This is a genomic window from Psychromonas sp. MME1, from assembly GCF_041080865.1.
Taxonomy (GTDB): Bacteria; Pseudomonadota; Gammaproteobacteria; order Enterobacterales; family Psychromonadaceae; genus Psychromonas.
On sequence record NZ_CP160906.1, the window covers coordinates 3234478 to 3254847 of the forward strand.

Consider the following 20370-nt stretch of genomic DNA (forward strand, 5'->3'; position numbering starts at 1 on the left):
TATTTCTGACTGCTTCCGTTTCACGGAAGCGCTCGTTCGGCTCACACAACAATATGTAAATGCAGTGTCCTATCCTCTATCTACTCTATTTTATTTCATTAGATCAAATACTTAATCCTAATAGCATTCGATTTAGTGTTATTAGTCTTGGTAATTGATTTAAATTCATCTTTGTAGCCTTTTATGAATTCAGCTCATGTATTCATGACTATAATCCATTTCAAAACATAGTATAAAACAGATAACGTTAAAGGACTTTAAAATTGAGGGGGTAATAAATGGATTATTCGAAAAGAGATATCAATGAAGCTTCATTAGAAGCAAATAAGATGGTGAGCCTAATCACCAAAAATGAACAGGATATTAATCAAGAAGAGCGTATTTGGATAGCGCAAAGTACCTATGAAAATTTTGAGAATCATATCAATAAGGGATTTCTTGAATATCGTAAGTCTGTGACTGAAACAGAGGGGATTGCATTAACAGATTGGACAGGACAAGGCTCTATCCTAAAAGATGTTCTCGGTCGAGAATTTATCGATATGCTAGGCGGTTATGGTCTTTACTCTCCAGGTATTAAACATCCTAAAATTGTTGCAGCAGCTAAAGCTCAGCTTGAACGTAGTCCTCAATATAGCCAAGAAATGCTAGATCCATTGCGTGCTCATTTAGCTAAGGTTATTGCCAAATTGACACCTGGAGATATTCAATACGGTTTTTTTGCTAACTCAGGTACAGAAGCTGTTGATGGTGCGATGAAGCTCGCTAAAATGTATACCGGAAAAAAAGGCTTCATTTCTACTTTGAAAGCTTTTCATGGTAAGTCTTTGGGTGCATTGTCTCTTTTAGGAAAAGCGGTATACAGAGAGCCCCTTGGGCGACTTCTTGATGGTGTTAGACATGTTCCATTTGGTGATGCAGATGCTGTCGAAGCACAGCTAAAAGCTGCAGAAGAGGTAGGAGATGGGATTGCTGCGGTTATTGCAGAGCCAATCCAGGGTGAAGCTGGAGCAATTGTTCCTCCTGATGACTATTGGCCAAAATTACGTCAGATCTGTGATAAATATGATGTGTTGCTTATTGCCGATGAAGTACAGACTGGTTTTGGGCGTACAGGTAAAATTTTTGGTGTCGATCATTGGGATGTGACGCCAGATATCATGTGCTTTGGTAAAGCGCTTGGTGGCGGTGTGATTGCCATGTCAGGATTTTTCGCCAGTGCAAAACTATGGAAAGTATTAGAGCCAAATCCATTTATGCATACGACAACGACAGGTGGTAACCCGATTGCCTGTGCTGCTGCGCTTGCCCAAATATCTGTATTACTTGAAGAAGATTTAGCCGGTCAAGCTGCTGAAAAAGGTACATATATCAAGCAGAAACTGGCAAAAATACAAGAATTGTATCCTGAAGTATTAACTGATGTAACAGGCAGAGGTTTGTTGTTAGGTATGGTTTTTGCCAACGATGAAGTTGGTTTTGAAGTGGTTTCAGGTCTGTTCAAGCGTGGAATTTTAATTGCTGGAACGCTGAATAACTCAAGAGTCGTACGTATTGAACCCGCATTAAATGTACCATATCCATTGATAGATAAATTCTTGGTTGAATTGGAAGACGTTATCAAATCTCTTTGATATGCCGAGCAAAATAGATAGCACGATATTATCTAGCGTTATTGAAATAGATAGAAATGGTACTGGCAATAAGATGAGTCTTTATGAGGAATAGATGATGAAATATAAATTATGGATCAACGGTAAGGCTTGTGATGCCGTTAATGGCGAAATATTAGCAGTAGAAAATCCAGCAACGGGTGAAATTATTGATTCAGTACCAGATGCGGGTAAAGAGGATGTTGATTTAGCTGTTGCTGCTGCAAAAAGCGCTTTTGATGATGGTCGATGGTCTAAAAAAACACCTGCAGAGCGGTCTGCTGTTTTATCTAAAATGGCAGATATCATTGAAGCGCGCAGTGATGAAATCGCACGCATAGAATCAGAAGATACAGGTAAGCCCTTTGACTTTGTTAGCTTGGGTGGAGATATTCCTTTTGCCGTTGATAACTTGCGTTTTTTTGCCGCCGCAGCACGTGATATTAAAGGCTCCGCGAGCGGTGAATATGCACAAGGATATACCTCTATTTTACGTAACGAACCTTGTGGTGTTACGGTTGGTATTGCTCCTTGGAATTACCCATTGTTAATGGCGATATGGAAAATTGGTCCAGCGTTAGCTGCGGGTTGTACTTCGATTATAAAGCCTGCTCCGATTACACCTCGTACTACGCTATTACTCGGTGAGATTGCAAAAGAAGCGGGTTTACCTGATGGCGTATTGAATATTTTAAGTGGTGGTGCTACACCGGGGGAAGCGTTAACTGCGCATCCAGACGTACAGATGGTCAGTCTTACCGGCTCTAGTCGCACAGGTAAAGCGATCATGAAATCTGCTGCTGATACTTTAAAACGAGTCCACTTAGAGCTTGGTGGCAAGGCTCCATTAATTATTTTTGATGATGCAGATATTGATCTTGCGGCTGAAAAAGCTGTTTTTGGTGGCTTTTTAAATTCCGGGCAGGATTGTACTGCTGCAACACGAATATTGATTCATGAGTCTGTTTACGATCAAGCTGTTGCTACATTAGTCAAAGCAACAGAGGCCCTTAAAGTTGGCGATCCTTTTGATCAAGAAACGGTGATAGGTTCGATGATTTCAAAAATACAGCAACAAACGGTGGCAGGGTTTGTTGACCGTGCTCGAGCAGCTGGCGCTAAGATACTTACTGGCGGTAAGGTGCTTGATAAATCAGGTTATTATTACCCACCTACACTTATTGCTAATGTTGAACAAGACTCGGAAGTTGTTCAAGAAGAGATCTTTGGTCCTGTATTAACAATCCAATCTTTCGCTAATGATGAAGAAGCGCTTAAAATGGCAAATGACGTTAAATATGGTTTGGCTTCATCTGTTTTTACTAAAAATTTAAGCAGAGCGATGCGTTTTTCTCGTGATCTTACGTTTGGTACTGTGTGGATAAATGATCATTTACCATTAACCTCGGAAACCCCACATGGTGGTTTTAAACAGTCTGGTTTTGGTAAAGATCTTTCTGCAGAGGCTATTTCTGATTACTTAGTCACAAAACACGTTATGGTCGCACTATAATAGCAACCCGCATAAATATCTACTCTATCTTGTGGCATTTAATTGTAATAGCCGGCAATTATACCAATCGGAGTAAATAGCTGATTTATTTTGCTGGTTAAAATAACTTACTTTTTTGTTGTAAGTTTCGTAAAACGAGCAACCATTTACGAAACTTACGTCTCAAATTAAGCCATTTTTCCTGCGCAAAATTTAGATCACATACTTAATCCGATTGTTATTACGATTGAATGCACCTTGCTCTCCCTCATTTTTCCTCAACAAGCCCTGACCATAATGTTATGTGGATCGGTATAACATAAATATTGTGAATAAGTATTGACTACATATTTATAAATTTATCAGGTGTTATGGTGCCGATAGCATCTTAGAAGTAATGCGCTAGTAGCTTGTCTTTAAAAACCTTTTATTAAATATATTCTACGGTGTTACTGATCGGTTATTGTAAAAAAACTTCAATGAAATCAGTTGTCATTTCAATAGGGGATTTGTAAAAAAAACACCTAACGGGTTGTTAAATTTGGTAATAATTTCGCATCAACAAAATCAACTTGCGTTAGGTGTATAAGCATATTGAATTATTTATTCGGCGTTAGAATGGTTGGCTTTGGTCTGTGCAATTGTTCTGGATAATCTAAATTGTAATGTAAACCTCGGCTTTCTTTACGTTGTATCGCACTCTTGATGATGATCTCAGCCACCTGAACAAGATTCCTCAATTCAAGTAGGCTATTGCCTACTTTAAAATTACTGTAATAATCATCAATTTCTTGTTGTAATAATTGCACTCGATGTAATGCTCGTTGTAAACGCTTATCTGTACGGACTATGCCAACATAATCCCACATAAATAAACGTAATTCATGCCAGTTATGCTGAATAACAACCTCTTCATCGGAGTTTGTTACTTGGCTATCATCCCAATCAGGAATGTCGGCAAATTTTCTCTCTTTATAAAAAGGTAAGTGGTTGATAATATCTTTAGCACAAGCGTGGGCATAAACCACACATTCTAGTAGGGAGTTAGATGCTAAACGATTCGCGCCGTGCAATCCGGTATAGCTCACTTCTCCGATAGCGTAAAGTCCATCAATATCGGTCTGTCCGTGGTGGTCGATCATTACTCCTCCACAACTATAATGTGCAGCAGGAACGATAGGGATAGGTTGGTGAGCGATATCAATCCCAAGCGCTAAACAACGCCGATAAATAGTCGGAAAATGTTTCACGAGAAACTCTTTCGATTTATGGCTGATATCCAAATACATACAATCAGCACCAAGACGTTTCATTTCATAATCAATCGCACGAGCCACTATATCTCGTGGTGCAAGTTCACCTCTGTCATCAAAATCAAACATAAAACGGGAGCCATCAGGTCGCACAAGATGCGCCCCCTCTCCGCGCAATGCTTCGGTTAACAGAAAGTTTTTTGCATCAGCATGGAATAAACAGGTAGGGTGAAATTGGTTAAATTCCATGTTGGCTATACGACAGCCACTACGCCAAGCGAGTGCAATACCATCGCCACTTGATACATCGGGATTACTTGTATATTGGTATACTTTACTGGCGCCGCCAGTTGCGAGTGTTACAAAATGTGCTTTTATGGTTTCGACACGTTCTTCATTGCGATTCCAAACATAGGCACCAAGTATACGGTTCGCGGGTAAATTTAATTTTCGACTTGTGATTAAATCAATCGCATTATAACCTTCTAATAAGGTTATGTTTGCATGTTTTTGCACCGCTTCGAGTAAAGTTGTTTCAATTTCTTTTCCGGTTGCATCTGCTGCATGTAAAATACGACGATGCGAATGGCCCCCTTCGCGGGTAAGATGATATTGAGTTTTCCCATGGTCATCTACTTCAGTATCGAAATTAACCCCTGTGTCAATTAGCCACTGCATACTTTCTTTGGCATGACTAAGTGTAAAGCGAACCGCATCTTCATCGCATAAGCCAGCACCGGCAATGAGGGTATCTTGAACATGTGATTCAATATTATCTGAATCTGAAAACACTGCTGCAACACCGCCTTGAGCATATAGCGTTGAGCCTTCAGATAGTTTACCCTTACTAAGCACCTTTATTTTTGCAAAAGGAGCAAGTTTTAAGGCAAGAGAAAGTCCAGCTGCGCCAGCGCCAATAATTAAGACGTCACACTCTTGTTGATGTTCAGTTATTGATTTACTTTCAGTCATGACACTATATGCTCTGTTATTAATGTATATAATTGATTAAAAATTCATTATATACATAAGCGACTTGATAATAAATGTGAAGTTCATCGGAAATATAAGCTCTTTCTATATTTTCGGGAACTTTTTCTATTATTCAAAGTCTTAACTGTGAACGCCACAAGGCTCACCATGATTATAGGTAGAAAAGCTCAATGAATGAGCGTGATTTAGATTTTCAATTAATTCAGCGTATTCAAAATGGGGAGCAGCAAGCTTTTACATTGTTGGTGAAAAAGTACCAGAATAGGGTCGCCAACATTTTGACTCGTTATATTCGTAATAGCGGTGATATTGCTGATGTAACACAGGAAGTGTTTATAAAGGTATATCACTCATTAGAGACGTTTAGAGGGGATAGTGCGTTTTATACTTGGCTATATCGTATTACAGTAAACACAGCTAAAAATTATTTGACGAGCCAAAGTCGTCGGCCATCGTCATTAGATATCGATACACAGACCTTCGAAAATGAAGGGTATGATGGAGGGGAGGCGTTAAGAGAGCCTGATGATCCTGAGTCGATACTACATGCACAGGAAATAAAACATGTTATTTTAAATACAATTGAACAATTGCCTGATGAATTAAAGAGCGCAATAACGTTAAGAGAGCTCGATGGGATGAGCTATGAAGAAATTGCTAGCATTGAAAATTGCCCTATTGGTACTGTCCGTTCCAGAATATTTAGGGCTCGAGAGTATATCGATAAGCAATTACAACCTTTATTAGAAAATTAGTTGGGAAGATAATGAAAGAAAATAATGAACAATTGTCAGCCATGATTGATAATGAAGCTATTGATAATAAATTAATAGACGAGCTTCTTTTGGGTGAGCAACAGCAAGCTCTTTTTTCTCGCTATCATCTAATGGGTGATGTAATACGAGGTGGTGATGACGCTTTTATCAATATTGACGTCAGCGATAAAGTGATGGCTGAAATCAACACAATTCCTTCTGTTTCGTTTGCTAAAACTAATGTTGAATCAATCTCTCCGCAAACAAAGAAGAGTAATGTGCTCTCTTTTGGTAAACGTTTTGCTCAGTATGCGATTGCAGCCTCAGTAGCTGGTGTTGTTTTACTTACAAGCTTTATCAGCTCTCAACCACAATTTAGTGATAATGGTAATGGTATAGAAGTCTTAAATACCATTCCATTTGGTGGCGGAGCTGCTCCTGTTAGTTTGCAAACTAAATATAAGTACTCTCAGGAAGAGATAAAAAAATATAATGAGCGACTCGATGCTTTATTACAAGATCATCAATTACAATTGCAAACTCAACCTTAACTATAAGCATATAAGTAAGAATTGGTGAGTGACATAAGGCAAATAATGAAGTTACGGCGTTTTATTTCAATTTATCTTGCAATTTTTTTTGTTATTAGCCATACCGTGAAGGCTGATGAGTTGCCAGAGGTCGATAGTGCGAAAACTCAAAAAGAAGAGCTAACGGCTATAGAGTATTTGCAACTCATGCAAAAAGCATATAAAGAGGGCAATTATGAAATTATCTATGTTAATAGTGTAAATAATAAAATTGAACCTAAGCAGCTTATACATGGTGTGGTTGATGGACAAGAAATTGCGTATTTTCGTTTTTTAAATGGTGCAATGAGGGAGTCCTTACAATATTCACAAAAAATAAGTTATTTCGAACAGGGTTCCCCATCATACACGTTACAATCGAAGCATAATCGTAGTGTATTTGCTAGTATTGCCAATTATGATTATGAAAAAGGCAAAAATAGTTATGATTATCTGATATTAGGCAAAGGAAGAATTGCAGGTAAACAAGCCGTTGCTATTCGTATGATTAGCAAAGATGAATACAGATATAGCTATATAGTCTGGTTAGATGTTGAGACATTTTTACCATTACGTTTAGATACAATCAATAACGCGAATATAATATTAGATCAAGTAATGGTTGTTTCGTTGTTAACATCAGATACAGTGAATCCCTGGTTAGAAAAATTAAGTCATCAGGAATTACCACAATTATTGGAATTACCAGTGGTAGCACAAGCAGAGCTATCTCAATGGGATTTAAATTGGCTCCCAACTGGTTTTGATATCATTAAAAGCGATCGACATAAACTCATTATGCATGAAAATGAGCCTGTATCGTATTTTATGCTAAGTGATGGAATAGTTAATGTTTCTATTTATATATCAGCTAAGCAAATCAATTTAGATGGTAAAAAACAAATAGTTAAACGTGGAGCTACTATTTTATATACCTATCAACAAGATGATTATGAAGTAAATGTAGTTGGAGAAATTCCAGTGGTAACTGCAAATAAACTCATTAAGTCAATTTCAAGGAAGCATTGATGGTTAAAGAAACAGCTCGAATAATTGCAGTTGAAGAGCATCAAACAGGTAAAGTGGCCATTTTAGAGTGTGTATCTAAATCAGCCTGCTCGGCTTGTAGCAACAAAAGCAGTTGTGGGGTCGGGGCAGTTTCAAAAGCATTTACAGATAAAACGCACCGATTTACAGTGCCATATGCAAGCGGCATGAAAATTGATGAATATATTGATTTAGAAATAAATGGACGTGATTTAATAAGTAGTGCCATTTATGTTTATTTATTACCAATCGTATGCTTCATTGCAGCAGCATTGATCGCACAATTTTTTTTCCCTACGGATGAAGGAAAGGTGATACTAAGTGCATTTTTAAGTGCAGCCACTGTTTTTATGGTTATCAAACTAGTATCTCCATTTATTTTTACAGAGAAAAAAATGAATAACGTAATAGAAGCAAAAATAAAGCAAGGTGATTAAAACTATTAATATGGATAAGTATCCGATTGCCATGTTGGTTAAATAATAGATAATAGCGCGGCATTCAATCGCAATGCCATGCTATTATTCAATCATGCACATTGCACTTCTTTGCTTTTTTCCTCGTTAGTTATGACCACAATATCATGAGTATTGTGCGAATTAGTATAACAAACGCTCATCTTGATTGGTAATCATACAAACGGTTGCTTGTTTTGAATAATCTCTCAAAAAACGCTTGCCAATGTGATCGAAACCCCTATAATGCGCATCCACGGAAACGGGCTGGCAACTGCGCCAACAGTGATTCCTAAAACAATTTAAGGTGCTTTTTAATGACTCATCGAGTTGATTAAAAAGAAATTAAAATCTTGACATTGTTTGCAGGTGGCGTAATATGCGCACCTCGCCGCAAGGCAGCTCTTTAACAATTTAATCAAACAATCTGTGTGGGCACTTATTGTTGATGTGATTTCAAATAATCAAAAAGTAACGTTTCTGCTTGCAGAAAGTTACACCTAACTTGTTTAGGTAACATCAATAGAAGTGACACACGAATTAATTCATTAATTCAGAATAACAAAAAGAACGTAAGTTCTTTAGTTTTAGTCAGTAATATTGAGTCGTATCGAAAGATACAAATTAAACTTTAAATTGAAGAGTTTGATCATGGCTCAGATTGAACGCTGGCGGCAGGCTTAACACATGCAAGTCGAACGGTAACAGAGAATAGCTTGCTATTTTGCTGACGAGTGGCGGACGGGTGAGTAATGCTTGGGAATTTACCTTGTTGTGGGGGACAACAGTTGGAAACGACTGCTAATACCGCATAATGTCTTTTGACCAAAGGTGGCCTCTATTTATAAGCTATCGCGACAAGATGAGCCCAAGTGGGATTAGCTAGTTGGTAGGGTAAAGGCCTACCAAGGCGACGATCCCTAGCTGGTCTTAGAGGATGACCAGCCACACTGGAACTGAGACACGGTCCAGACTCCTACGGGAGGCAGCAGTGGGGAATATTGCACAATGGGGGAAACCCTGATGCAGCCATGCCGCGTGTGTGAAGAAGGCTTTCGGGTTGTAAAGCACTTTCAGCGAGGAGGAAAGGGTGCAGGTTAATACCCTGTATCTGTGACGTTACTCGCAGAAGAAGCACCGGGCTAACTCCGTGCCAGCAGCCGCGGTAATACGGAGGGTGCGAGCGTTAATCGGAATTACTGGGCGTAAAGCGCGCGTAGGTGGTTAATTAAGTCAGATGTGAAAGCCCAGGGCTCAACCTTGGAACTGCATTTGAAACTGGTTAACTAGAGTTTTGTAGAGGGTGGTAGAATTTCAGGTGTAGCGGTGAAATGCGTAGAGATCTGAAGGAATACCAGTGGCGAAGGCGGCCACCTGGACAGAGACTGACACTGAGGCGCGAAGGCGTGGGGAGCAAACGGGATTAGATACCCCGGTAGTCCACGCAGTAAACGATGTCTATTAGAAGTTTGTGGCTATATGCCGTGGGTTTCAAAGCTAACGCATTAAATAGACCGCCTGGGGAGTACGGCCGCAAGGTTAAAACTCAAATGAATTGACGGGGGCCCGCACAAGCGGTGGAGCATGTGGTTTAATTCGATGCAACGCGAAGAACCTTACCATCCCTTGACATCCAGAGAATCACCAAGAGATTGATGAGTGCCTTCGGGAGCTCTGAGACAGGTGCTGCATGGCTGTCGTCAGCTCGTGTTGTGAAATGTTGGGTTAAGTCCCGCAACGAGCGCAACCCCTATCCTTATTTGCCAGCGGGTCAAGCCGGGAACTCTAGGGAGACTGCCGGTGATAAACCGGAGGAAGGTGGGGACGACGTCAAGTCATCATGGCCCTTACGGGATGGGCTACACACGTGCTACAATGGCAAATACAAAGGGTTGCTAACCTGCGAGGGTATGCGAATCTCATAAAGTTTGTCGTAGTCCGGATCGGAGTCTGCAACTCGACTCCGTGAAGTTGGAATCGCTAGTAATCGTGGATCAGAATGCCACGGTGAATACGTTCCCGGGCCTTGTACACACCGCCCGTCACACCATGGGAGTGGGCTGCACCAGAAGTCATTAGCTTAACCTTCGGGATGGCGATGACCACGGTGTGGTTCATGACTGGGGTGAAGTCGTAACAAGGTAGCCCTAGGGGAACCTGGGGCTGGATCACCTCCTTACGTAAAGAAATTCACAATAATGAGTGCTCACACAGATTGTTTGATTAGACTGAAGAAGTGCAGAAGTTCTATGTCCCCATCGTCTAGAGGCCTAGGACACCGCCCTTTCACGGCGGTAACAGGGGTTCAAATCCCCTTGGGGATACCACTACGATAAAAAAGATATTCAATCTTTTTAACCATCCATTGGTAGGAACTGAGTTTACGTTTTAAGTGAAAGTCACTTTATAAACATTAAGTTTTAATGCTTATAAAGTGTTTTTTAACACTGCTCTTTAACAATTAGGAAAGCTGATAAAGTTCTGTTTGAACGTATCGATATAGATATCAATATGTTTAAACGAAACGAAATTGTTCTCAATGATTAATTTATTAATCATTGTAATCAAGCAAAAATAAAAAGTTCATTTTTCACGTAGTGAAATGTGAACAGTACGTATCTACTCAATCATATGATTGATAGGTGCACGAAAAACGAATGTTGTTTTTTGTATTGTAAAATATGAGAAATCGCAAGCGTCTTGGAAACGACATACAAAACAAAAATCAGTATTAAGTAGTGATGCCAAATGGTGTTGCCCACTCAGACATTGACAAAAAGACGTCAATCTCTTGTTGGGAACAACACCTAAAACGCGTCACTGCGTGACACTTTTTAGGTGTTGTATGGTTAAGTGAATAAGCGTGCACGGTGGATGCCTAGGCAATTAGAGGCGATGAAGGACGTGGTAATCTGCGATAAGTCCAGGGGAGTTGATAACAAGCGTTATATCCTGGAATTTCCGAATGGGGCAACCCGGCACTTAGTGTCATCGTTAAGTGAATACATAGCTTAACGAAGCGAACGAGGGGAACTGAAACATCTAAGTACCCTTAGGAAAAGAAATCAACCGAGATTCCGAAAGTAGCGGCGAGCGAAATTGGAACAGCCCTTAAGCTGTTTAGAAGTTAGTAGAATGGTCTGGAAAGTCCGACGATACAGGGTGATAGTCCCGTATATGACAACTTCTTTGCAGTGAAAACGAGTAAGACGGGACACGAGAAATCCTGTTTGAATATGGGGGGACCATCCTCCAAGGCTAAATACTCCTAATTGACCGATAGTGAACCAGTACCGTGAGGGAAAGGCGAAAAGAACCCCTGTGAGGGGAGTGAAATAGAACCTGAAACCGTGTACGTACAAGCAGTAGGAGCCGACTTAGTTCGGTGACTGCGTACCTTTTGTATAATGGGTCAACGACTTAATTTCAGTAGCAAGGTTAACCGTATAGGGGAGCCGTAGGGAAACCGAGTCTTAACTGGGCGAATAGTTGCTGGGATTAGACCCGAAACTTGGTAATCTAGCCATGAGCAGGTTGAAGGTTGAGTAACATCAACTGGAGGACCGAACCCACTAATGTTGAAAAATTAGGGGATGACTTGTGGCTGGGGGTGAAAGGCCAATCAAACCAAGAGATAGCTGGTTCTCCTCGAAAGCTATTTAGGTAGCGCCTCGTGTATCACTGTTGGGGGTAGAGCACTGTTTGGGCTAGGGGGTCATCCCGACTTACCAACCCCATGCAAACTCCGAATACCAACAAGTGCAATCACGGGAGACACACGGCGGGTGCTAACGTCCGTCGTGGAAAGGGAAACAACCCAGACCGCCAGCTAAGGTCCCAAAGTATATGTTAAGTGGGAAACGATGTGGGAAGGCTTAGACAGCTAGGAAGTTGGCTTAGAAGCAGCCATCTTTTAAAGAAAGCGTAATAGCTCACTAGTCGAGTCGGCCTGCGCGGAAGATTTAACGGGGCTAAACATATCACCGAAGCTGCGGATGCTTATTTATAGGCATGGTAGAGGAGCGTTCTGTAAGCCGTCGAAGGGAAAGCTGTAAGGCATCCTGGAGGTATCAGAAGTGCGAATGTTGACATGAGTAACGATAAGGGGGGTGAAAAACCTCCCCGCCGGAAGACCAAGGGTTCCTGTCCAACGTTAATCGGGGCAGGGTGAGTCGACCCCTAAGGCGAGGCCGAAAGGCGTAGTCGATGGGAAACGGGTTAATATTCCCGTACCCTTATATTTTGCGATGGGAGGACGGAGAAGGCTAGGTGGGCCTGGCGATGGTTGTCCAGGTTTAAGTATGTAGGTGGAAGACTTAGGTAAATCCGGGTTTTCTTAACACTGAGATACGATGTCGAGTCACTAAGGTGATGAAGTCATTGATGCCATGCTTCCAGGAAAAGTCTCTAAGCTTCAGAAATATAAGGATCGTACCCCAAACCGACACAGGTGGTCAGGTAGAGAATACCAAGGCGCTTGAGAGAACTCGGGTGAAGGAACTAGGCAAAATGGTACCGTAACTTCGGGAGAAGGTACGCCGCTGACGGTGAAGTCCCTTGCGGATGGAGCTATTGGCGGCCGAAGATACCAGATGGCTGCAACTGTTTATTAAAAACACAGCACTGTGCTAAATCGCAAGATGACGTATACGGTGTGACGCCTGCCCGGTGCCGGAAGGTTAATTGATGGGGTTAGACTTAGGTCGAAGCTCTTGATCGAAGCCCCGGTAAACGGCGGCCGTAACTATAACGGTCCTAAGGTAGCGAAATTCCTTGTCGGGTAAGTTCCGACCTGCACGAATGGCGTAATGATGGCCATGCTGTCTCCACCCGAGACTCAGTGAAGTTGAAATCGCTGTGAAGATGCAGTGTACCCGCGGCTAGACGGAAAGACCCCGTGAACCTTTACTACAGCTTAGCAGTGAACTTAGAGCCTACATGTGTAGGATAGGTGGGAGGCTATGAAGCGTTGTCGCCAGATGACGTGGAGCCGACCTTGAAATACCACCCTTGTATGTTTTGAGTTCTAACCATGGCCCCTGAATCGGGGTTTGGGACATTGTTTGGTGGGTAGTTTGACTGGGGCGGTCTCCTCCCAAAGAGTAACGGAGGAGTACGAAGGTTGGCTAATCACGGTCGGACATCGTGAGGTTAGTACAATGGTATAAGCCAGCTTAACTGCGAGACAGACACGTCGAGCAGGTACGAAAGTAGGTCATAGTGATCCGGTGGTTCTGAATGGAAGGGCCATCGCTCAACGGATAAAAGGTACTCCGGGGATAACAGGCTGATACCGCCCAAGAGTTCATATCGACGGCGGTGTTTGGCACCTCGATGTCGGCTCATCACATCCTGGGGCTGAAGTCGGTCCCAAGGGTATGGCTGTTCGCCATTTAAAGTGGTACGCGAGCTGGGTTTAGAACGTCGTGAGACAGTTCGGTCCCTATCTGCCGTGGGCGTTTGAGAATTGAGAGGAGCTGCTCCTAGTACGAGAGGACCGGAGTGGACGAACCGCTGGTGTTTGGGTTGTCATGCCAATGGCATTGCCCAGTAGCTACGTTCGGAATCGATAACCGCTGAAAGCATCTAAGCGGGAAGCGAGCCTCAAGATGAGTTCTCACTGGGACTTTAAGTCCCCTGAAGGGCCGTTGGAGACTACAACGTTGATAGGCAAGGTGTGTAAGTGCGGTAACGTATTGAGCTAACTTGTACTAATTACCCGTGAGGCTTAACCATACAACACCTAAGACGTGTTGATGTAACCAAGAAAAAGTACGTTTGCGACAATATATTTTACAACTTGCAAGATTAAAGAATAATAGACAGCTTTTCTAATTAACTTTTTGTCTAGCAACCATAGCGCTGTGGTCCCACCTGATCCCATTCCGAACTCAGAAGTGAAACGCAGCTGCGCCGATGGTAGTGTGGGGTCTCCCCATGTGAGAGTAGGTCATTGCTAGACGCCTATTTAGAAGAAGCCCTGATAGAAATATCAGGGCTTTTTTGCTTTTTAGAGACGATAAAAGTGGCCCATCAACGTCAAGTAAGGACTAACGGACCTTACTCTCCTTCCCATTCCGAACTCAGAAGTGAAACGCAGCTGCGCCGATGGTACTTAGTTGCATTGAAGTCTCTTGAACCTCGTTCAAGGGACTTCAATGCAAAAGGGTCTCCCCATGTGAGAGTAGTGCGAGTATCGCGATAGCGATGTGTCACGAGCTTCGGTGTTCTGCGCCGACCTTCCATCGCCAAGCGCTTAAACGAAAAATCCCTGTTGACGATGTCAGCAGGGATTTTTTCGTTTAAGCGCTTGATGATGACCACTTGAACATGGGGATTATAAAAGGCATGCCGAAGGCATTTCCTTTCATGTTAGGGCTGCGAATTTGGCGTTAGCCAAGGTCTATGAGCGGGCTAAGCGTGCTCTGGTTGTTTGCCGACAGGTAAGTGTCACGAGCAGTGTTCACTCATCGCTCAAGTAAAAAAGCCCACTATGTGGGCTTTTTGTTATTAAGGGTATATTACAACTTGCATCTATTCTTCGAAAAGCTCTTTGATATTTGCAAAATCACTTTTACCATTTTTGATCTCATCAATCGATAAGCCCGTTACTTCATGTGGAAACACTAACCACTCTTCTGATTCATGGATATAGTAATCAGGTACGATTGATACTGCTTTATTCTTGGGTTTGTAATATGGCGTTGCGATGCGTACATCTTTTGGCATATTTAAGCGCATAAGTTCATTGAGTTTTTCTGTAAGAGCAACGACACTGCGACCAGAATCAAATACATCATCAACGATTAGTAAACCATCATCCGCATTAGCATTTTCTATTATGTAGTGTAAACCATGTACTTTAATTGTTTTGCTCTGTTTACCAATTCCATAGTATGAAGAAGTTCGTACTGCAATGTGGTCTGTTTCAACTTTTTTATAATCAAAGTATTCTTGGACAGCGATGCCTATAGGTGCGCCTCCACGCCAAATTCCAACAATAAATTGTGGGCGGAAGCCGCTTTCGTAAACTTGTGCGGCAAGACGAAATGAGTCTTCTAGTAGTTGCTGAGCAGTGATAAATACTTTGTCAGACATTTTGTAACCTCTTCTAGTTAATTTAGGCGGAATTTTAGACTAACCTGTTAAAATAACAATCTTAAAGATACTTTTTTATTGTTCTTTAAAAGTAAACTATTTACCAATTTGTGGTCCATCGATAAGCTTGTGAGCAGGATAATATTGCACATTATTATCCTGAAACACGGCAATATAAATTTTAAACTCACCTTTTATAGTCATACTACTTCTATATACATGTCAGGAGGAAGAAAAGCCCCTGACAAAGTATATTGAGGTAGTGTGGCATGCATTTTAGAAATATGAGCACGACCATTTTTATTAATGTAAAGAATGAGCAGAGTAAGTTAGCAACTATAATTTATTCTATTGTAGTTGTAGCAAAAGTTTTAATTTACTTTATTACCATTATCTTTGCCTACTTTATAGCTTTCTAGATTATTGAGAGTTGTTTGCGCAATGCTTGCCAATGCCTCATGTGTTAAAAATGCTTGATGCCCCGTAAATATCACGTTATGACAAGCCGATAGGCGTCTAAATGTATCATCGCCAATAATTTCATCGGAATGGTCACCAAAAAAGAGTCTATCTTCTTCTTCGTATACGTCTAAACCTAAGCTACCAATACGCCCGCTTTTTAGTGCCAAAATCGCCTCTTCTGCATTAAGTAATGCACCGCGACTTGTATTAATAATCATCACACCATCTTTCATTTGCGCAAAGGATTTACTACATAGTATATGATGATTTTGTTCAGTAAGAGGGCAATGTAGAGTAATAATATCACTTTCTTTAAAGAGTGTTTCTGCTGTTACATACTCAGCTCCTAATGCAATAGCTTGTTCTGATGGGTAGGGGTCAAAAGCGAGTATTTTACAACCAAAACCTTTTAGTATATTCATGGTTGCAATACCGATTTTACCCGTACCAATAACGCCAACTGTCTTGCCATGCATATTGAAGCCAACTAAACCTTCTAAGGAAAAATTTGCATCGCGGGTACGTTGGTAAGCTTTATGAGTTCTGCGATTAAGCGTTAACATTAATGCGATAGCATGTTCTGCAACAGCTTCCGGTGAGTATGCGGGAACACGCATCACTGTTTGTTGCAAATTTTTGGCGGTATCAAGGTCGACATTATTAAAACCTGCACAACGCATCAGGATTAATTTTACACCGATCTCTGCTAGTGCTGTTAGTACGGGAGCGGATAAATCATCATTAACAAAAGCACAAACGGCGTCATAACCAGAGGCAAGTTGACAGGTGTGGATATTGAGTTGGGTATCGAAATATTTTATCTCTGCATCAGTCTGTTCTATATGTAGGTTAAATGAGTTGATGTCATAACTGCGTGAACTGAACATGGCTATTTTCATTGTAAGCTCCAATTTTATAAGTATATTAGCCCCATGTTACCTTAATATGCTTGGTCAGGCACTAGCTCGTATACCTGAGCAAGGCACAACGTAAGGTTATTGCTCTTGCTGATTTTCTGACTTTGCATCTTGAAGTATCATGGGTATAACATCTTATAAACATTTTTGTTTCAATGAGCAATCCATTGCTATATAAGCCGCAATTATGGAAACTTACGGCTTCGGTTCACTTAGTTGTTATAGACAACAGGTCTCTTTCAGTTGTGGTCCAGCAGCAACTAACGCTTGCCCTTCGCTTTTATCGGTATAACGCGCAAAGTTTTCAATAAATAGTGTGGCTAGCTGCTCAGCTTTACTTTCCCATTCCGCCTCACTAGCATAGGTATCTCGCGGATCTAATATGTTGCTATCTACGTTTGGTAAAGCTAATGGCACTTCCAGATTAAAATAAGGGATTTGCTTGGTGTTGGCTTGCTCAATTGAACCGTCTAATATGGCATTGATTATGCCGCGTGTGTCTTGAATTGATATACGTTTACCTGATCCATTCCAACCAGTATTCACTAAATATGCTTCTGCACCACACGCTTCCATCCGTTTTACTAGTTGTTCAGAATATTGAGTGGGGTGTAATGTAAGAAAAGCAGCACCAAAACAGGCTGAAAATGTTGGTGTTGGTTTCGTAATGCCTCGCTCAGTACCGGCAAGTTTGGCTGTAAATCCTGAAAGGAAATGGTACTGCGTTTGTGCTTTAGTCAGTTTCGCTACTGGTGGTAAGACGCCAAATGCATCGGCGGTTAAAAAGATAACTTTTTGTGCGTGCCCACCCTTTGAAATGGGTTTGACGATATTTGTAATGTGATTGATTGGATATGAGACTCGTGCATTTTCTGTTTTGCTGGCATCATCGTAATCGACCACACCGTCCTCATCTATCACCACATTTTCCAATAGCGCATTACGTTTGATTGCATTATAGATATCGGGCTCAGCTTCTGGGCTTAATCGGATTGTTTTCGCATAGCAGCCACCTTCAAAGTTAAATACGCCTTCATCGTCCCAACCATGTTCATCATCACCTATTAAAGCGCGCTTTGAATCGGTTGAAAGGGTTGTTTTACCGGTTCCTGATAAGCCGAAGAAAATCGCGGTATCACCAGCTTCCCCCATATTCGCCGAGCAATGCATCGATGCCATGCCATTAATCGGTAACAGATAATTCATCACTGAAAATAGCCCTTTTTTCATCTCACCACCATACCAGGTACCACCGATGACTTGAATTTTTTCAGTGAGATTAAAGGCCACAAAGTTCTCTGAATTCAGGCCCTGTAGTTGCCACTGCGAATTAGTGGTTTTAGCGCCATTGATAACAACAAAATCCGGTTCAAAATCGATAAGTTCTTCTGCTGTTGGGCGAATAAACATATTTGTTACAAAATGCGCTTGCCATGCAACTTCCATGATAAATCGTACTTTTAAACGTGAATTTTCGTTGGCACCACAAAAAGCATCAACAACGAATAGGCGTTTATTACAAAGGTCTTCTGTAACGATTTTTTTTAAATAATTCCAAGTTAATTGATCAATTGCTTTATTGTCATTTTTGCCTTGATCGCTCCACCAAATAGTGTCGCGAGTTGTATCGTCTTTAACGATATATTTATCCTTTGGAGAGCGACCTGTGAATATGCCTGTATCGACTGCGACAGCCCCGCTTTGAGTAATGATTCCTTTCTCAAAACCTTCTAAGTTAGGGCTCATCTCTTCGGTGAATAGTGTTTCATAGCTTGGGTTGTATACAATTTCTGATACACCCGTGATGCCATATTTACTTAACGCATTGCTAGATAAAATTGCCGCTTTTGTCATATTCAGTTCCTCTTAAATGATTAATAATTTTTAAAGATCCTACATAATGCCAATATTTAGAGTAGGGGATTAATAAAATCACATCGGAGATCTAGTTCAAATAATCGAAGTAAAGGTATAAAATATGTCATTGCTGTGCGCATTGTCATGAAATTTATTGCTGGTTGCTATTATGTTAACCAAGAGATTATGCTAATAACTAGGCGGTATAGGTACACTTGCGTGTACCTGATTGTGGCACTAATGTTCGGTATTGTGTTGATCGTTTAGCAATATTTGTAAGTCATTTAGTTCAAAATGGTAATCGCTGCCGCAGTATTCACAGTGCATATCAATGGCGCCATTTTCATGTAACATCTCGCGTATCTCTTCTGGCGCAATAGAAGCAAGCGATGATAAACAACGTTCCTGTGAACAGTTACATTTAAAAGAGATACTGTCAGGTTCAAATAAGCGCACTTTTTCTTCATGGTATAAACGATATAGTAGCGCTTCATTGTTTAAGTTAAATAACTCTTCGGCTGTTATTGTTGCTGCTAATGTTGTGACATGCTGGAATTGTGCTTGGTGATTTTCATCCACCGCAGGTAGTGTTTGAATTAATAGTCCGGCAGCTTTTGTTTCATCAGTATTGCTTGCATGGAGAATAATACAGGTTGGTAATTGTTCAGATTGTTTAAAGTACGCTTCTAGGCAACTACTAAGCGAATCATTATTAAGCTCTACAATGCCTTGATAGCGTTCGCCATTATCCGGTGTAATTGTTATCACCAAATGGCCTTTACCCACTAATTCTTTAAAGGAAAGACCTGTCGTTTCACCTTCAACTCGTGCTGCACCGCGTAACTGTAAATCTTTATTGCCATTCACCACTGCAAACTTTAAGGGGCCATCGCCTTGTATTTGTACTGCGATTACACCTTCAAATTTTAATGTTGCCGTCAATAGGCTGGTTGCAATTGCAAGCTCACCAATAATGTTTTCTACTTCTGCGCCGTAGTGGTGGTTTTTGATTATTTCATGGAAGCTATTATCTGCATGGGCAATTTCGCCGCGAATTTGGTAATCATCAAAAATGAATCGTTGTAATTGATCACTCATATCTTTATCTCTCTGCTCTATTTAATTTAATCGTAATTTGCGCTATTACGCTGTGTTTTTGCCTGTATTAACTCTCTACGCTCTTTCTTGTTTGGTTTACGATCCGGATGAGGGGCATTTTGTAAACTTAGTTTACGTAGTGTTTGGTATTGTTCTCGTTTGCTGATACTTTCTTGAGTTTCATTATACAGCGTCTCCGCAATAGGGGCACCGCAGCGCTGCTCAGATAAAACCTCAATGCGGACTTGTTTGATTATATCGCCCTGACGAATAGATAGAATTGCACCTATTTCGACTATTTTACTCGCTTTACTGCGTTGACCGTTATAATGAACTTTACCACCTTGAACCATTTCTCGGGCGATACTACGTGTCTTATAAAAACGAGCAGCCCATAACCATTTATCTAAGCGAATCTTTTTATCTGTCATTTTCACTCTTCTTTTTATGCGTTTGAATTAAGTTTGATATTTTGATGAAGACAAACGATGTTTATTTATGACAACATGGTAGCGAGTATAGCAAATTGCCTTGCCAAACCCGCAGTAAATATCGAATCAAATGTTTTGCTTGGGTTGTTTTTGATTCGTGTTTTTTCTTTAATGTCAATCCTCAAGGGGGTTTATTGTTCACTCACGAGCGATATAGCGCAGAATTGTAACTCTATACTTGTCGCAATTAGATGGCTATTGTAGCATGCTCAAATACTTCGTTAATATGCT

12 protein-coding genes, 1 tRNA gene and 3 rRNA genes are annotated in these 20370 nt (G+C 41.0%); 10 read left to right on the plus strand and 6 right to left on the minus strand.

The annotated features are described in order from the left end of the window. The first annotated feature begins 278 nt into the window (after nt 1-278). Together AB2N10_RS14840 and AB2N10_RS14845 are read left to right on the plus strand one after the other, a co-directional pair. Nucleotides 279-1634, plus strand: a complete 1356-nt coding sequence (locus tag AB2N10_RS14840) for a putrescine aminotransferase (RefSeq protein WP_369434029.1) — start codon at nt 279-281, stop codon at nt 1632-1634. Nucleotides 1635-1728: 94 nt separating this feature from the next. Beyond that, nucleotides 1729-3165, plus strand: coding sequence for a gamma-aminobutyraldehyde dehydrogenase (locus tag AB2N10_RS14845; RefSeq protein ID WP_369434030.1), 1437 nt, complete (start codon nt 1729-1731; stop codon nt 3163-3165). 578 nt (nt 3166-3743) lie between these two features. Here the strand turns inward: AB2N10_RS14845 and nadB are convergent. Further along, on the minus strand, nt 3744-5369 hold the full coding sequence (gene nadB, locus AB2N10_RS14850) for an L-aspartate oxidase (RefSeq protein ID WP_354623147.1): 1626 nt from the start codon (nt 5367-5369) through the stop codon (nt 3744-3746). A 191-nt stretch (nt 5370-5560) separates the two neighbouring features. On the opposite strand from nadB, the gene rpoE reads away from it, so the two are divergent. The 8 genes from rpoE (at nt 5561) to rrf (ending at nt 14178) form a co-directional block, all read left to right on the plus strand. Then, a complete protein-coding gene (gene rpoE, locus AB2N10_RS14855; RefSeq protein WP_369434031.1) occupies nt 5561-6145 on the plus strand; it encodes an RNA polymerase sigma factor RpoE in 585 nt (194 codons plus the stop codon). 11 nt (nt 6146-6156) lie between these two features. Then, nucleotides 6157-6696, plus strand: coding sequence for an RseA family anti-sigma factor (locus AB2N10_RS14860; RefSeq protein WP_354623148.1), 540 nt, complete (start codon nt 6157-6159; stop codon nt 6694-6696). 45 nt (nt 6697-6741) lie between these two features. Next, nucleotides 6742-7743 (plus strand): MucB/RseB C-terminal domain-containing protein, encoded by a 1002-nt coding sequence (locus AB2N10_RS14865; protein ID WP_369434032.1) that lies wholly within the window; start codon nt 6742-6744, stop codon nt 7741-7743. Then, complete coding sequence (locus tag AB2N10_RS14870) at nt 7743-8198, plus strand: SoxR reducing system RseC family protein (protein ID WP_354623151.1); 456 nt, start codon at nt 7743-7745, stop codon at nt 8196-8198. Before AB2N10_RS14865 ends, AB2N10_RS14870 begins: the two co-directional genes overlap by 1 nt. A gap of 651 nt (nt 8199-8849) precedes the next feature. Continuing rightward, a 16S ribosomal RNA gene (locus tag AB2N10_RS14875) occupies nt 8850-10395 on the plus strand. Between the two features lie 72 nt (nt 10396-10467). Continuing rightward, nucleotides 10468-10543 (plus strand) — tRNA-Glu (locus AB2N10_RS14880). A gap of 520 nt (nt 10544-11063) precedes the next feature. Further along, a 23S ribosomal RNA gene (locus AB2N10_RS14885) occupies nt 11064-13952 on the plus strand. A gap of 110 nt (nt 13953-14062) precedes the next feature. Then, nucleotides 14063-14178 (plus strand): 5S ribosomal RNA (gene rrf / locus AB2N10_RS14890). Together the 16S, 23S and 5S rRNA genes with 1 tRNA gene alongside form the textbook arrangement of a ribosomal RNA operon. Before the next feature lie 572 nt (nt 14179-14750). Here rrf and AB2N10_RS14895 read toward each other — a convergent pair. From AB2N10_RS14895 to hslR, 5 genes are all read right to left on the minus strand, one after another. Beyond that, a complete protein-coding gene (locus AB2N10_RS14895) occupies nt 14751-15314 on the minus strand; it encodes a phosphoribosyltransferase family protein (protein ID WP_354623152.1) in 564 nt (187 codons plus the stop codon). A gap of 371 nt (nt 15315-15685) precedes the next feature. After that, on the minus strand, nt 15686-16675 hold the full coding sequence (locus tag AB2N10_RS14900; RefSeq protein WP_354623153.1) for a 2-hydroxyacid dehydrogenase: 990 nt from the start codon (nt 16673-16675) through the stop codon (nt 15686-15688). Nucleotides 16676-16912: 237 nt separating this feature from the next. Continuing rightward, the gene (gene pckA, locus AB2N10_RS14905) at nt 16913-18547 is read right to left on the minus strand and encodes a phosphoenolpyruvate carboxykinase (ATP) (RefSeq protein WP_369434033.1); all 1635 of its coding nucleotides are present in this window, start codon (nt 18545-18547) and stop codon (nt 16913-16915) included. 240 nt (nt 18548-18787) lie between these two features. Then, entirely contained in the window at nt 18788-19648 is an 861-nt protein-coding gene (gene hslO / locus AB2N10_RS14910) for an Hsp33 family molecular chaperone HslO (RefSeq protein WP_354623155.1), read from the minus strand. 26 nt (nt 19649-19674) lie between these two features. Beyond that, a complete protein-coding gene (gene hslR / locus AB2N10_RS14915) occupies nt 19675-20079 on the minus strand; it encodes a ribosome-associated heat shock protein Hsp15 (RefSeq protein ID WP_354623157.1) in 405 nt (134 codons plus the stop codon). Between the last annotated feature and the right edge of the window lie 291 nt (nt 20080-20370).

Coding starts and splice junctions, on each gene's coding strand:
- AB2N10_RS14840 (WP_369434029.1), top strand. CDS start 279: ATGGATTATTCGAAAAGAGATATCAATGAAGCTTCATTAGAAGCAAAT.
- AB2N10_RS14845 (WP_369434030.1), top strand. CDS start 1,729: ATGATGAAATATAAATTATGGATCAACGGTAAGGCTTGTGATGCCGTT.
- nadB (WP_354623147.1), bottom strand. CDS start 5,369: ATGACTGAAAGTAAATCAATAACTGAACATCAACAAGAGTGTGACGTC.
- rpoE (WP_369434031.1), top strand. CDS start 5,561: ATGAATGAGCGTGATTTAGATTTTCAATTAATTCAGCGTATTCAAAAT.
- AB2N10_RS14860 (WP_354623148.1), top strand. CDS start 6,157: ATGAAAGAAAATAATGAACAATTGTCAGCCATGATTGATAATGAAGCT.
- AB2N10_RS14865 (WP_369434032.1), top strand. CDS start 6,742: ATGAAGTTACGGCGTTTTATTTCAATTTATCTTGCAATTTTTTTTGTT.
- AB2N10_RS14870 (WP_354623151.1), top strand. CDS start 7,743: ATGGTTAAAGAAACAGCTCGAATAATTGCAGTTGAAGAGCATCAAACA.
- AB2N10_RS14895 (WP_354623152.1), bottom strand. CDS start 15,314: ATGTCTGACAAAGTATTTATCACTGCTCAGCAACTACTAGAAGACTCA.
- AB2N10_RS14900 (WP_354623153.1), bottom strand. CDS start 16,675: ATGAAAATAGCCATGTTCAGTTCACGCAGTTATGACATCAACTCATTT.
- pckA (WP_369434033.1), bottom strand. CDS start 18,547: ATGACAAAAGCGGCAATTTTATCTAGCAATGCGTTAAGTAAATATGGC.
- hslO (WP_354623155.1), bottom strand. CDS start 19,648: ATGAGTGATCAATTACAACGATTCATTTTTGATGATTACCAAATTCGC.
- hslR (WP_354623157.1), bottom strand. CDS start 20,079: ATGACAGATAAAAAGATTCGCTTAGATAAATGGTTATGGGCTGCTCGT.